Annotated in this window: 12 protein-coding genes; 3 read left to right on the top strand and 9 right to left on the bottom strand. The window is 40.7% G+C overall.

Going from position 1 to position 14564, the window contains the following annotated elements; all coding sequences use genetic code 11:
* Nucleotides 1–396: 396 nt before the first annotated feature.
* Nucleotides 397–1272 (bottom strand): LysR family transcriptional regulator, encoded by an 876-nt coding sequence (locus tag CD122_RS06510; protein ID WP_103358187.1) that lies wholly within the window; start codon nt 1270–1272, stop codon nt 397–399.
* Nucleotides 1273–1389: 117 nt separating this feature from the next.
* Here CD122_RS06510 and CD122_RS06505 point away from each other — a divergent pair, with 117 nt between their 5' ends.
* Both CD122_RS06505 and CD122_RS06500 read left to right on the top strand, forming a co-directional pair.
* Nucleotides 1390–1962 (top strand): sugar O-acetyltransferase, encoded by a 573-nt coding sequence (locus tag CD122_RS06505; RefSeq protein WP_103358186.1) that lies wholly within the window; start codon nt 1390–1392, stop codon nt 1960–1962.
* A 17-nt stretch (nt 1963–1979) separates the two neighbouring features.
* A complete protein-coding gene (locus CD122_RS06500) occupies nt 1980–2960 on the top strand; it encodes an alpha/beta hydrolase (RefSeq protein ID WP_103358185.1) in 981 nt (326 codons plus the stop codon).
* Between the two features lie 112 nt (nt 2961–3072).
* Here CD122_RS06500 and gtfB read toward each other — a convergent pair whose 3' ends face one another.
* The 8 genes from gtfB to CD122_RS11920 form a co-directional block, all read right to left on the bottom strand.
* Entirely contained in the window at nt 3073–4413 is a 1341-nt protein-coding gene (gtfB, locus tag CD122_RS06495; protein WP_103358184.1) for an accessory Sec system glycosylation chaperone GtfB, read from the bottom strand.
* Nucleotides 4406–5914, bottom strand: coding sequence for an accessory Sec system glycosyltransferase GtfA (gene gtfA, locus CD122_RS06490; RefSeq protein WP_103358183.1), 1509 nt, complete (start codon nt 5912–5914; stop codon nt 4406–4408). Before gtfA ends, gtfB begins: the two co-directional genes overlap by 8 nt.
* 16 nt (nt 5915–5930) lie before the next feature.
* Nucleotides 5931–8321: an accessory Sec system translocase SecA2 gene (gene secA2 / locus CD122_RS06485; RefSeq protein WP_103358182.1), complete on the bottom strand. Its 2391-nt coding sequence runs from the start codon at nt 8319–8321 to the stop codon at nt 5931–5933.
* On the bottom strand, nt 8318–9202 hold the full coding sequence (gene asp3, locus CD122_RS06480) for an accessory Sec system protein Asp3 (protein WP_103358181.1): 885 nt from the start codon (nt 9200–9202) through the stop codon (nt 8318–8320). The genes secA2 and asp3 overlap by 4 nt, the downstream gene beginning before the upstream one ends.
* Before the next feature lie 2 nt (nt 9203–9204).
* Nucleotides 9205–10743, bottom strand: coding sequence for an accessory Sec system protein Asp2 (gene asp2 / locus CD122_RS06475; RefSeq protein WP_103358180.1), 1539 nt, complete (start codon nt 10741–10743; stop codon nt 9205–9207).
* Nucleotides 10733–12280, bottom strand: a complete 1548-nt coding sequence (gene asp1, locus CD122_RS06470; protein ID WP_103358179.1) for an accessory Sec system protein Asp1 — start codon at nt 12278–12280, stop codon at nt 10733–10735. The genes asp2 and asp1 overlap by 11 nt, the downstream gene beginning before the upstream one ends.
* Before the next feature lie 10 nt (nt 12281–12290).
* Nucleotides 12291–13514: an accessory Sec system protein translocase subunit SecY2 gene (gene secY2 / locus CD122_RS06465; protein ID WP_103358178.1), complete on the bottom strand. Its 1224-nt coding sequence runs from the start codon at nt 13512–13514 to the stop codon at nt 12291–12293.
* Nucleotides 13515–13629: 115 nt separating this feature from the next.
* Nucleotides 13630–13836: an LPXTG cell wall anchor domain-containing protein gene (locus CD122_RS11920; protein WP_169926476.1), complete on the bottom strand. Its 207-nt coding sequence runs from the start codon at nt 13834–13836 to the stop codon at nt 13630–13632.
* A 10-nt stretch (nt 13837–13846) separates the two neighbouring features.
* Between CD122_RS11920 and CD122_RS11915 the strand changes: the two genes are divergently transcribed.
* On the top strand, nt 13847–14564 hold a 718-nt coding region (locus tag CD122_RS11915), incomplete at its 3' end, for a hypothetical protein (RefSeq protein WP_276307404.1).

Here is a 14564-nt window from a genome sequence, read left to right as displayed (position 1 = left end):
TCCTTATATCTTTCGTTTTCTCTCGTTTTTATGGAAATATATAGCTATTCTGATATTCTACACACACTAAATAAAAGCAACAACATAATAATATTTTTTATTAAAGTGAATTCATACTTAATCTGTCGTCAATATGGTTCAAAAGTCGTTTTATAGCAAGAAAACAGAAAACTTTGTTATTTAAATCAGTTCTATATTAAATTTTAATTTATAGGCGTTTGCACAATGATATTCATACACTTTAGATGTAAATACATTCTAAAAATTGATGTCACTCGTTTTTAGATACTTCAATTATTTCTTATTACAACTAATCAAAGCATTATTCTTAGCACACTTTAAAAGACATAAACGAACGTCTATGTTACTCAACGTCAATTTATGCCTTATGCTTCACTATTCTGTTAGTATTGCTTTTAATTGATCTAAGAAAACTTGTGCGGCTGTCGATAATGGTTTGCCACGTTTCCAAATAATACTCAAATTGGACGTAATTTTAGGGGCAAATGGCACAAAACAAAGTTCTGTATCTACCGTGTTGATAATACCGTCTAAACATACGGCATGACCGACACCTTCCTCCACTAATAACGATGCATTGTACAGCAAATTATATTCGGCAATGACATCCAATGCTGTTGCTTCAACATCCATGCTATTAGTCAACATACGCGTCGTCCCTTCCTGTGCTGACACAAGTAGCGGGAGACCTTCTATCTGTTTACCTGTAACAGTATCATATTGTGCAAGCGTTGAATCTCTACGTGTTAGAACGCCCCACACATCTTGATATGGCAGTGATAGCGTATCGTAGTCAACTTTATTAATAGGTTCAACAATGACACCGAAGTCTAAGAGCCCGCTATCTAACTGATCGATAATTTGTTCTGCGTTGCCACTGTGCAGTTGAAATTTCGTATGATGATACGCTTGCTGAACACCTTTTATCGCCTGCGCAATAGTTGAAACTGCTTGAGACTCAGCCATGCCGATTGTGACAGTGCCATATATATCATGACTTTTAACCAAGTTGGCTGTAGTCGCATCAACAAGGTGAATAATGTTTTTAGCTTGTTCTGCCAAATAACGCCCTTCTTCTGTTAGTGACATATACTTCCCTTTACGTTCAAATAATGTCACGCCTAGTTCATCTTCTAGTCCTTTTAATTGCCGTGATAACGTGGGCTGTGTCACATGCAAGAGCTTTGCTGCTGCACTGATATTCCCTTCTGACACCACTGTCAAAAAGTAACGTAAGACTCTATTTTCCATCTTTCCACTCCTATGCTTATAAGACATACTCTCATATTCTATATAGGTATTGGTAATATTTTGAGTTTCATTATACTATAAGGTCATATTATTTTTACACTAAATGAGGCGATAACGATGGTTAATTATTTATGGGATGAACCGTTTTTTAATAAACCTATTCATCCAAGTGACCCACTTTACATTAAAATTCATGAAGCTGTTGATGCGAATGCGCCACGTGTCATGACCTTAAATACACAGCAACATTCTAAAGAAGAACAGCGTCAATTGTTGGAACAGATTACAGGACATCCTGTTGATCCAAGTGTACAAGTTAATCTGCCGTTTCATACAGATTTTGGCAAACACATCTCAATTGGTAAGTCTGTATTTATTAATAGCAATGTCATGTTTACAGACTTAGGAGGCATTACATTGGAAGATCATGTCCTTATCGGGCCACGTGTGAACTTAATCACTGTGAATCACGATATCAATCCACAAACAAGACGTTCGCTTGTCATGCAACCTATCACGATTAAACGAAATGCATGGATTGGTGCAGCTGCGACAATTTTACCTGGCGTAACCATTGGTGAAAATGCTGTTGTTGGTGCAAATGCATTAGTCACAAAAGATGTACCCGCCAATACCATTGTTGGTGGCAATCCCGCACGTATTCTTAAAACAATCGATTCAGATCAATAATATGAGGAGGCAATACCATGACTACACACAATCAAAATTTTACACATATCTGGGATAAAGTATTTCCAATAAGTGAGAAAGTTTCACATGAAAAAGTGACATTTACAAATCGCTTCGGCATCACACTTGTAGCTGACTTATTTATGCCGAAAAATGCCGATAACACACAACTACCTGCACTAGCTATCAGCGGTCCATTCGGTGCCGTTAAAGAACAATCTTCAGGATTATACGCACAAACAATGGCAGAAAGAGGTTACCTTGCGATTGCATTTGATCCATCATTTAGTGGAGAAAGCGGTGGTACACCTCGCTATACGTCATCTCCTGACATTAACACGGAAGACTTTCAAGCAGCAGTCGACTTTTTGAGCAATCATCATCTTGTCGACAAAGAACGCATTGGTATTATCGGTATTTGTGGCTGGGGTGGATTGGCATTAAACGCCGCTTCACTCGATACACGTGTAAAAGCTACAGTTACCACAACAATGTACGACATGAGCAGAGTAAATGCGAATGGTTATTTTGATGCTGAAAATAGTGCGGAACAGCGTTTAGAGAAGAAACGCGCCATCAATGCACAACGTACGCGTGACTTTGCATCACAAGACCCTGCACTTGATGGTGGTGTGGTCGATCCACTACCGGATGATGCACCACAATTCGTTAAAGATTACTATGATTACTACAAAACACCACGTGGTTATCATGCACGTTCATTAAACTCAAATAGAGGTCGTGCCATCACGCATCAGCTTTCATTCATTAACACGCCTTTAATGAACTATATCGAGGAGTTAGAAAGTGCTGCGTTGCTTATTCATGGGGAGGATGCACACTCTGTTTACTTTAGCAGAGATACATTTAAGCGTCTTAAAGGTGATAATAAATCATTACACATCATTCCAAATGCGGTTCATGTTGACTTATATGACCGTTTAGACATCATTCCATTTGATATGATTGATGACTTCTTCCAAAAACATTTAAAATAGTGCATATGAAAAGCCGTATCATTTAAGCAGTCATTGCTTGTGATACGGCTTTTCGCGTTATTTAGGTTCTGTCATGTTGAAGGCAGTAGCTACCAGCGTTGGACAACGGCATCTACTTAGAAACTTGTGTCATCACGCGTTTAAAGTCTTGAACACTTATCTCATGTACGTGTTGTTTCTGATAACCTTGACGCACTTTAAAGTCACGTCTTTTCAGCTGTATCTCTTTCAACACTTGTATTAATGATTCAGGTCCTTCAGCTTTGGTAAATAAGTTTTCAGGTGCGGTAACACTTGTATTATGCGCATTTTCCTCATATCCCAAAATGAGTAGGTTATAGTCAAACGCAGTACGTACAGCGTTGATAATCTCGTTGCCTTCGTTGATGTCTAGGTAGATATCACATGATTGATAGAGCTTGTTAACCGTCTCTTTTTCAATTGCTGGAAACAACTTCACATTGTCGTAACGTTCCATTGCCATGAGTTTATCTGACATCTCCGTAACGGCACCCACATGGAAAGTCGCATGTGGACACGCCTGAACGATTGTTTCTAAGTGTGGTAGTTGATCCGAGTTCGTCATTGTCATAATGTTTGGCTTGTATCGATTGAGACGCTCATAGTGGTAAATATAACCCGCTTCATAAACATGACGACGTTCCGCTTCTGTCATCTGTTGCGTCAACACTTGATACTCATCCGGATCTGGAACGACAACTTGATAACGTCTCGTATGATTTCCCTTTAAAATTGCAGACATATTTCCCGGGACATGCCCACCACTTTGTTCTTGCCAGAATAATACATCATTACCTGGCTTGCCAAAATGGTAGCTTAATAGGAATGGCACGCCTAATGAGTTAATAACGAAGCCTCTTGTGTCTAGCTGCATCGCTTTAATAAAGAATTGTAGAAACTGCATTTTGTCACTGAAATGATGTGCTTTCCCTTGCCAATGCACAATGATCGACTTTGCGATGAAGTTTTCATAAATAACTTCCATACCATGTTGATCGAGATAGCGACGGAAAATCTTTTCGCCCTTCAAGTTATAAACTGTCTGTGCGAACTGTATGCCATGCTGTGTATAGTGATCTACGTATTGTACGCGTCCTTGGTTGTCGAGCCATTCGACATGGCTAACGATACGTGGTTTGTCTCCCTTATAATAACGAATGCGCGCACGTACTTTTCCCATATCTTTAACAGTAGCTTCCGTATTGTTACCACTCACTTCCCAGTAACGTGGCACTGCTACTTGATTGAAATAACGACCTTTGGCATTTTTAGGTGCTTCATAGTTGGCAAAGAAACGATATGGCGTAATGAATGATTCGGGTAGAAAACCATTATCTTCCAATACAATCGTGTCATGCTCATAACCAGCTAACTGCAATGTCGTATACAATGTTTGTGCTTGGTTATTAAAATGCTCAAATAGATTAATCATACGCCACCTCCGTAATCAAGTCTTGCCATTTTTGTTGCACTTCCGGCGTTAAAAACGGACGTGCTAATGCATATGACGTCTCCACACTTTCTGCTGGACCATCATTGAAATACTGCACGATATATTCTGCATAGCGTGCTACAATGTCATTCGTTTTTTCTTCTTTCACGTCAATTGGTATTAAGTAACCGTTCTCCTCATGACGGATAAATGTCGGATTGCCGTAGTTCACGTCAAAGCCAATCATACCGAGTCCTGAGCCAACTGCTTCTAACAGCGTCAAGCCAAATCCTTCACTCGTAGATGCAGAGACAAACAGTTCATAGTTGGCGTATACATCATCGAGCTTCGCATGGCCTTTCAAGCGGATAAAGTCTTGCGCTTGATGGTCATTAATAATCGACTGAAGTAGCCCTTTTTGACCGCCTTCTCCATAAATATCGAATTGCAACTCTGGCACCGATGCCTTGGCGATAATTGCTGCACGCACTAACCAATCAATATGCTTCTCACTGGCTAGTCTTGACGCACTAATCATCGAGTACGGGCGACGCTTTTTAGTCGGGTATTTCAATTCATGCACACTGCCGACGGGGATTGTCACAACTTTTGGTGATGCACCTAAGTATTTTTCAAACTGTGCAGATAAGATGTCATTCTGCAAGTCTGTTGCCGTAATGTAGAAGTCAATATTTGCATGATTCCCAAATTGATATTCATAGTAATTGTTCCATAAAATATGATCATCATCTGTTGCGTTAACACTAAAATGTTCGGCGTGCACGACAACGCCTACTTTACTATCACCTGTATTTTGTAAAATAGCCTGCCCTACTTTGGTCGCGCGGTCTAAAATAACAATATCCTGTGCGGTCAAGTTCAATTGCTGGATAAAGTAGGCCACGAATGCTTCACGACTGTATAACTTCTGGTCGGGAAACGCATATAGATTCGTCTCACCATCGATATATTCCGTATATGCTACCGTACCATTTTCATTATAAAACTGACGCATATACACTTTGGCAACATTATCACTTGGTGCATAGTATTCAGAGAACGTACGGACATAGCTGTAAAAATCTTTACGTACGAGCATACCATTAATCACAAACTCTGCACGGTCTACAATCTCCTTATCCGCCTCCTTTAAATAGCATGTGATAAAGTTCTGATTGCCGTCCATGAACAGACGCTTCACTTTGCCTTCATGCGTTTGTCGTACAACTGGTTCAGCAAGTTCATTGATAATATCTGTCACCGTGTATGTGGTAGGAGCAATCGGAATGTCTGTGAAATATTGATACATCCAAATAATTTCATCGTCTTTAAAGCCCATGTTATCTGTGAGCGTTTGAATGTTCTCTCTGCTGATAAAATCTAGAAAGACGAACTTCGCATCTACTTCGAGTCCTCTCAATAGCTTTGCTCGGTAACTTTGTGCATATTCTACGCCACTACTCGCCCAGCCTATACCAAAGTTAATGTTATATATTGTCATCGTTTATCTCACCTCTCTAATTTGGAAAATGAACAACTAAGTCACCTTTTTTATCGAATGTCGCAACGCTTTGGCAAATATTATTGATGATGTCGACTTTTATCGCTTCACGCATCGTTTCAAATGATGCCAAGGCAACGCGATGATATTCAAAAATGGCATTACGTTGACCATTTTGTCGATTGTTAATACTGCCGCGTAACTGTTGTAGATGGTCAACTTGTTGAATCCAATTGCTATCAATCGCTTTTAATATAGATTTCTGTACAAAGCGCATAAACATATAATTATCTTTAATGAGACGTTGTTGTGCTGCTAATCGCTGTTCAAATAACATCGCGAGTTTTTCAACAACGGCGTTTTCTTCATTTAAGTTAATATCCGTTACATCACCTGTATACTGAAAACTAATATGTTGATAAATATAATTACGCAAATTCATTTCTGTGTTCAAATCCTGTGTACGGTATGCACGCTGAAAGACTTCTCGTGCTAATTCACTTAATGCCATCTGCTTAACATCCCATTGTTTCAATACACGATCGCGTTCTTCATAAATAATATCACGTTGCGCACTGAGACTTTTTTCATACTCGTTGCCCATTTCACGGTGCGCAATACCTTGTTCTTCAGACACACGTTGCGCGCGTGCCACAATTTGTCTGACACGACGTTGGAATAATTGACTTTCATGGAGTCCTTGACTGCTAATCTTTTCAAGTTGTCCTTCTTCTAACAACTTACTCTTACCCCAGCGCTGAACAACGTAGTCCTCTAATGAAATGTAAATTTGTGATAAGCCTGGGTCTCCTTGACGTCCTGCACGTCCACGTAATTGACGATCCACACGACTGTTTTCCATATGTTCACTGACAATGACAGCAAGTCCACCTAATTCTTTAACACCGTCTGCCAATTTAATATCTGTCCCACGTCCTGCCATACTCGTTGCAACAGTGACAGCACCGAGTTGCCCTGCTTCCGCAATCATCTGTGCCTCTTTCGCAACGTTTTGTGCAATTAACAAGTTGTTAGGAATATCCCGTTCAAAAAGCTGCATGGAAAAATATTCTGCCATTTCAGCAGTGCGTGTAATCAACAACACGGGACGATTGATGTCATGTAACGCACATACACGTTCAATAATGGCTTCATTTTTAGAGACATTATCTTTGAAAACCAAATCTGGATGATCAATACGTTCGACAGGCTTGTCGGTTGGAATTTGTACAACGACCTTACCGTATAGATCGAAAAATCCCTTCTCTCCCAACTTGCTCGTACCGGACATACCACCAAATTTGTCAAACTGCCGGAATAAATTTTGAAACGTAATCGACGCCATGGCACTCATATCTTGAGAAATTTCAATGCCTTCTTTCGCCTCAATCGCTTGATGTAAGCCTGATTGTAATTTCGTACCTGGTAACATTCGTCCGGTCACGCGGTCAATCAAGACAACTTCCCCATCATAAACAAAGTAATCTAAGTTTGATTCGAATAAATAGCGTGCACGTAGCGCTAAGTTAATATTACGTACCAAGTCAAAGTGCGGGGCATCATAGATATTGTCAACGCCAAAGTACGTATTAGCCGCTTCAACCCCTTCGTCCGTTAGCCATATCGCCTTGGCTTTGTCATCCATGTCATAGTGCTGTTCACCTTTAAGCGTCTCAACAAACATTTTCGTAATACCAAAGAGGTTCGACTGTAGGCGTGGTGCACCAGAGATAACGAGTGGTGTTTGCGCTGCGTCTAATATAATCGAATCTGCCTCGTCAATGATTCCAAAGTTTAACGGCGGTAAGAACTTGCCTTCTTGACCGTCAGCTAAATGGTCGATTAAATAGTCAAACCCAAGACGTCCGTTTGTTGTATAAATAATGTCATGCGCATAAATTGCTTTCTTCTCTCCCGGTGCATATTCGTAGTTGGGCTCGTCTACAAATCCTAATGTAATCGATAAGCCGAGCCATTCAAATAGCGGTGTCATCTCTTCGCAGTCACGACGTGCTAAATAATCGTTCGTCGTAATCAGGTAGGCGCCTTTGCCTGTTAAACCATTAAGATACAATGGCATGGTTGCTGTTAGCGTCTTACCTTCACCTGTTTGCATTTCCGGCATATTGCCATCATGCAAAACAATCGCCCCTAAGACTTGCACTTCTTTCGGATACATGCCTAATACACGCCAGCTCGCTTCCCTTACAACCGCATATGCTTCTGGCAAGAGTGACTCGAGTGATGCACCTTGTTGAATGCGTTGTTGGAATTCTGCTGTCTTCGCTTGGAGTGCTTCATCACTCAACGCACGACACGACGCACTCCACGCATTCACTTGTCTTAAACGCTTAGACAATCGTTTCAAACGTCCTTGGTTAATGATACGATTGATACGTTGCTTCATACGCGTCTACCTCCATTCAGTAGTCCCATATCCAATGCACGTAGCTGACGACTTGCGTGAAACATAGGCGTCACAAGCGCATACGCCATAGTTGGTGTCACTGTTTGTCCATAGACATTGACCACTGCATCATCCGTCGCCGGCAAACCTTCCGCTGTTGTCACCCACGCTGTCGCCCCCATCTGTGTCGCCAACCTATATGCCATATCATTCGTATCTACGGTATAACCGATAAAGTTCAACTTGTCATCTCGGTCAAGCGGCGCTACACATTCAGCAATCGCCGCAATATCCGCCACTTGCCATTGTTCCACTAAAACCACATTGTGCAATCCTTGTAACGCATCACGCGTCAAGCCTGTGTCATCCACAATAATTACATTGATTGCCGAGACATCTGGATTTTCATACATAATGGATGACACCGTGAATGTAGGCGCCACATCCGTCTCTACTGGTTCTGTAATATGAATGGAACGAAAACGTACAGACGTTGCAGCGGCGTTAATCATTTGTAACTCATATGAAAAAGCCTCTGTCGGATACGTCACATCTATGACTTTTGACTGGATAATCACTGGTGCCATCTCAACACCATTGCGTTTTTTGAAAATTAACTTGAAATAAATATGCCCTTCAGGTTCTACATCATAATCGAATGTAAAGCGATATGTGTAACCGTGCTTTAATATCGGCAGTTGTGGTAACGTTTTTTCACTGTAATAATCGGTCATCATCTTCCATACGTGTATGATACGTCCAGAAGGCATGAGCTTATTTTCAAAGTATGTTTCATGTGCATCGATGTGAAGATGTGTTCCATACATGAACGTATCTGATGTGATTTGTGACCATCGTATCGTATGACTGTTGTGTAACATCCTTATTGCTCCCTTCCGAACTGACTTTCCAGTATCATGTGATAGAAGTTTTTAAACCAACTTGCGATAGTAGGTGTGTCATCATTATGTCGACCTGGAATACTGCGCTGCATAATACGCGCTTGTTGACGACTCAATATTGGCAATAACATGTCAAATGCGTGTTTGTCATAGTCATCATGCGCCATATAGGCGATCGCAAATGTTGTATTCGTGAAGTCCGTTTGATTGAATTGCTGCCAAAACTTATCGTTTAAATGCGTAATTGCTTCAGGTGTTAAGCTGCCTTCATTTTTACGTAAGATGTCCAATGATGTGCCAAAGTCTTCAGGTCGGACACGTGGCATATTTTCTGCTACCGTCCCAACATTAATCAGTGGCTTACCAGCAATAATTGCCGCAGGATTGAGTTGTGCACCGTAATAGAGCGCACCAAACGAGCCCATCGACATACCAGACAGAATCAATTCTTCTGGCTGGAACCCAAGCCGATCTAAGCCATCTTGAATTACTTTTTTAATCGCACGTTCATAGGTCTCTGATCCCAGATAGAAAGCACCACCTTCAACGCGTGGATCAGCGATTAAAATAAACGGTGCCTTCATGCGTTTCATCATAAAGTATCCTTCAAATCCTTGCGCAGAGTGATACCCACTGAAATACACATTAAGTGGTGGCTTCATATCACCTGGGTGAAAATAGTGAATGAACTCACTACGATCTGCATCCACATAACGCTCGCCACCTAAAATAAACTGGCCCATATCGAGGCGAGACCAGCGTTTGTGAACGGCGCCCATACGTATCGTACCGTTTCCTTTCGCACGCATGTTTATAATGATATGTGCTTCATATGGACGGCGTGAAATCTCCAATGGTGTCGTTAATTCTGCATGGCTTTTCACAAAAACTTCATCTACCGTATCTGTTGCATGCATGGGCACTAAACGAAAGACAAATTCCACGTCAACATCGCCTGTCAACGTATATTCTGGCCATACTTGAATCACTTTGTCTTTATCATAATGTTGATAACGTTGCCATGTTAACAAAGGGGTCATCGTGTCGCCAAAATCTCCTGATACGACGAAGGCATTATTCCCATCATAATGCGATATCCCTTCAAAAGGACGTTGTAACATACAAAATTTCGGCGAGATCTTATCGCCATATTGCCCGGGAAATGTCACAGCTTGCAGCTTTTCAGAACGTTCTTCCATACTCTGATAAATAAAAGGACGTATTAAATAGCGATGCGTCATTGGATGTTGTGCATAATCATCATCCCAATACGCTTGATCGATATAAGTAGTATACGGTTCACTGAATGCTGCTAAAAATGTCATCAATACCTCTGAATACGGCATTTCAACATAGATAAATTCGAATGGCCCCTTGTCAATAAGCACTTCTCGTACGCTATCATCTTCTCGCAAAACAGCGTCTGCCGAAACATAATGCCATTCCGTGCCAGACTTATCTTGGAATGCGCTAGTCATATCTTGACCACTTACTTGTAACACTTTAAAATTACGCGCCATTATTTTCACCTTCAATCAATGCGTCTAATTGCGCAATAATCTTATCCGACGCATACTTTTTAGCCAACTTCATCGCATAGGCATATGATTGATTCCAATTTTTTAACTGTATCAAATAATAATCCAATGCTTCTGGTAATTGCGCATCATTCTCTAAAACATAACCATTCATTTCATGTGCGACATAATCCGTCGCACGCGTATTAATTTGTGGTAATCCCGCACTCAAACAGCTGATTTGTAAGAATAAATCCGGCTCATGCGATACGTCAATTACGAGTCGCAATGTTGCAAGCGTTTCAATCATATCCACTTCAAATGGGACACTTTTCACTTCAATATACGTAATCTCCGTACGTTCCTTAACCAATTCTTCCACGGCTTCCGGCAACTTATCATCCGCATTCATTCGTTCATTAATCATCTCAATCTCTTGATGCAACCATTGCGGTAACATATATTTTTTACGTTTTGTCATTAAGATGAGTCTAAGCGATGTATCTCGTTCCATATAATCCGTTACTTGTGCAAACACTTTGGCAAGGCGTTCATCTGACAAACCATCTACCCACAAACCAATATATGTTTCATACAGCTGACTACTCATATTCGGTAATACCTGTGCATCAAATGGCGTAATTCGCATGAGTCTATTTGACAACTGCTGTGTTGTTTGATATGTTGCGAGTCGTTGTTCATTTTCCAACGTGTCTACCAACCAACTTGCCTCTTGATCAAGTGTTGCAAGTTGTGTGTCCGATGTTTCTAGACGTTGCTGGAATACAGAATAACAACGTTTGTACCCAGCAAAAATATTTGCAAGTGCCTCATTATGACGTGCATCAGCAGCAATAATGACAGTATCTGTTGATTTCAATGCTTGATCACGATAACGCATAACATATTCGAAAATCACAGCTTCCATAGTCGGATAGGACTGTTGTGCAAAGTATGATTGATAGCGTTCATGTACACGAACCGCACCACTAGACATCTGCACTTCAAGAATCCAATCTCCTTCTCGTGTTAAGTACTGCTGCTTCGTCTCAACACCGCTGTCATCAAAGTACGAAATACGCGAAATATAGCCTCGATCATCAATCGTATACACATAACGTTTTACATCCGCCTGATATACATCTATACGAGATACATAGCCATCTTGACTGAAATGAATATTCGCGTGGCGCGCATCAGGCATTACAGCACGGACGATAAATGGCAAATATAAAAATTCCGTACCTTCTGGCCAATTCAATTGTCGATAATCCATCGCGCGTGGCGTTGCGTGCGTAAACCCTTGAATCGCATCAAAAACCGACCAATACGTCACGTCAAATAATTCATAGCGATGTAAAAACGTCCGCAAATTCGGCATGTCATTTAATACGAGTAACTCAAATGACTGTTCATTCTGACGATGCATTGACATGAGGCTAATCATGTCGTCAAATGCGGTTGATTGTTTATCATATGCTTCTTCATGACTTTGCCACCAATACGCCTTGTTATACCAAGCTGGTACAAAATACTTCATAAAATTCTCCTTACCAATACTTTGTTAAAAATGGTTTATATTTATCGAAATACAAATATGTTCGAATCGTTTCTGCAATATTAATGCTAATGTACATCATAATCATCAGCTGAATGACGAAATAAATTTGTTGAGATAGTTGTGGAACGAGTAGTGATAAATACAACGGAATCCCAATGATGATGCCTACGATCAGTGAACCGGTCCAACAAATAATGCGTGCCTTATGATCAAGGTAGCGCTCTGTTTCTGGTCCTGGTGCAACACCTTCAAAATAGTTACTTGCTTTTAAAAATTCTTTAGATTTCTGTTTCGTGAAGATTAACAACCTTGATAACGCATAGCCCATGACGATTTGTATGATGATATAAATCGTCACGCCAACTGGATGACCTAGTTCAAAAATATGTAGTTGCTGTGGCTTGCTAGCAACAAATTGTACGATGAGATTGAGTATGCTGTTTAACAAGATAAACAACGATAAACTCATCATGATTGAAATACTCCCTGCAGGATTCAGTTTCCATGCGATAAATGTTTGCGCATGCTTCTGTTCAACTTGCATAATATCTCGATATGGCAAACGGTATTCTACTAACTCCAGACACAGTAAAATCACCATCACTACAACGATGAGTGCAATAATACACACCATTGTGATCACATCAATTGAGACATTCGGTGCATGATAACGAACTGTCGAACGAACAATACTCATCAGGACAATCGGCATCGCACCTGCAATACCATAGCGTACATTTTGATCCGCTAACCAGATAAGTAACATCGTCCCCGTTACAATCATCAGTAACAACAATGCTGTCGTTGTTCCTTTTAACTTGTCCATATCTACATGCTGAGAAATAACAAAATATCCCTGCACCACACTGAATGCCAATGCAAGCAACTTCTCTTGATAATGCTTTTCTTTACGTGTCATTTGCATCGTCTTCTCAACATTTCGATAACGCAACAGCATTAACACAATCATTGCTGTGAGCCATGGACCGAGACCGAGAGAAAAAATATTTAACGTCTGAATATCCCCACCTACGTTCGATACCGCAAGTTGATAGAAAGACGGGTTGCCACCCACCATCTTAGATTGATTCAAGATAGTAATGTGACTTCCAAATATGTATATGAATAAGATTAATAACGTAAATGCTAGGCGTTTATATATAATTTTATATTCGTATTGACTTAATATGCGGTTGAATATGTTGTTCTTCACGTTAACCCTCTTTATATAACATGGCGCCAAAGAGGCAAGCACCACAAATATTTGACCTGTGCCGTGATCAAAATGCTTTGGTATGCCGCCTCTTTAACTCATGTTGTTCTATTTATTATTGATCAGATTGTTCTTTTTGTTTCTCTTTTTTAGATCTTTTAAGTAAGCCCAATCCACCAAGTAATGCTGCAGCGCCGCCCATCAAACCATAATTGTTTTCTGGTGCTGCTTGTCCAGTTTCAGGAAGTTGCGCTTTCGCTTTATCCGACATAGACGTGCTGTTCATTGATGAATCTTGAGACATAGACTCACTTGTGTGCATTGAGGTACTCATGCTCATTGACTCGCTTACGCTTGCTGACATTGAGTCACTCATGCTCATTGAGTCGCTTACGCTTGTTGACATTGAGTCACTCATGCTCATTGAGTCGCTCACGCTCGCTGATGTTGAGTCACTCATGCTCATTGACTCACTCACGCTTGTTGACATTGAGTTACTCATACTCATTGACTCACTCACGCTTGTTGATGTTGAGTTACTCATACTCATTGATTCGCTCACGCTTGTTGAAGCTGAATTACTCATGCTCATTGACTCACTTACGCTTGTTGACATTGAGTTACTCATGCTCATTGACTCACTTACGCTCGCTGACATTGAATCACTCATGCTCATTGATTCGCTTACGCTTGTTGACATTGAGTTACTCATACTCATTGATTCGCTCACGCTTGTTGATGTTGAGTTACTCATGCTCATTGAGTCGCTTACGCTTGCTGACATTGAGTTACTCATACTCATTGACTCACTTACGCTTGTTGAAGCTGAATCACTCATGCTCATTGAGTCGCTTACGCTTGTTGACATTGAGTTACTCATACTCATTGAGTCGCTCACGCTTGTTGATGTTGAGTTACTCATGCTCATTGAGTCGCTTACGCTTGCTGACATTGAGTCACTCATGCTTGTTGAATCGCTTAAGCTTATTGAAATTGAGTCTCTCATACTTGCTGATGTTGAGTTACTCATACTCATTGAGTCGCTCACGC

The sequence above is a fragment of the Staphylococcus rostri genome, from assembly GCF_002902145.1.
Taxonomy (GTDB): Bacteria; Bacillota; Bacilli; order Staphylococcales; family Staphylococcaceae; genus Staphylococcus; species Staphylococcus rostri.
The sequence above is the reverse complement of the archived record's forward strand: the minus strand, read 5'-3'. Positions and strand labels throughout refer to the sequence as shown.

What these genes read in the sequence shown, in the direction of transcription:
- CD122_RS06500 (WP_103358185.1), top strand. Translation starts at nt 1,980, where the DNA reads ATGACTACACACAATCAAAATTTTACACATATCTGGGATAAAGTATTT.
- CD122_RS11920 (WP_169926476.1), bottom strand. Translation starts at nt 13,836, where the DNA reads ATGCACACAAGTGAGTCTATGTCTCAAGATTCATCAATGAACAGCACG.
- gtfA (WP_103358183.1), bottom strand. Translation starts at nt 5,914, where the DNA reads ATGACAATATATAACATTAACTTTGGTATAGGCTGGGCGAGTAGTGGC.
- secA2 (WP_103358182.1), bottom strand. Translation starts at nt 8,321, where the DNA reads ATGAAGCAACGTATCAATCGTATCATTAACCAAGGACGTTTGAAACGA.
- gtfB (WP_103358184.1), bottom strand. Translation starts at nt 4,413, where the DNA reads ATGATTAATCTATTTGAGCATTTTAATAACCAAGCACAAACATTGTAT.
- asp1 (WP_103358179.1), bottom strand. Translation starts at nt 12,280, where the DNA reads ATGAAGTATTTTGTACCAGCTTGGTATAACAAGGCGTATTGGTGGCAA.
- CD122_RS06505 (WP_103358186.1), top strand. Translation starts at nt 1,390, where the DNA reads ATGGTTAATTATTTATGGGATGAACCGTTTTTTAATAAACCTATTCAT.
- CD122_RS06510 (WP_103358187.1), bottom strand. Translation starts at nt 1,272, where the DNA reads ATGGAAAATAGAGTCTTACGTTACTTTTTGACAGTGGTGTCAGAAGGG.
- asp3 (WP_103358181.1), bottom strand. Translation starts at nt 9,202, where the DNA reads ATGTTACACAACAGTCATACGATACGATGGTCACAAATCACATCAGAT.
- asp2 (WP_103358180.1), bottom strand. Translation starts at nt 10,743, where the DNA reads ATGGCGCGTAATTTTAAAGTGTTACAAGTAAGTGGTCAAGATATGACT.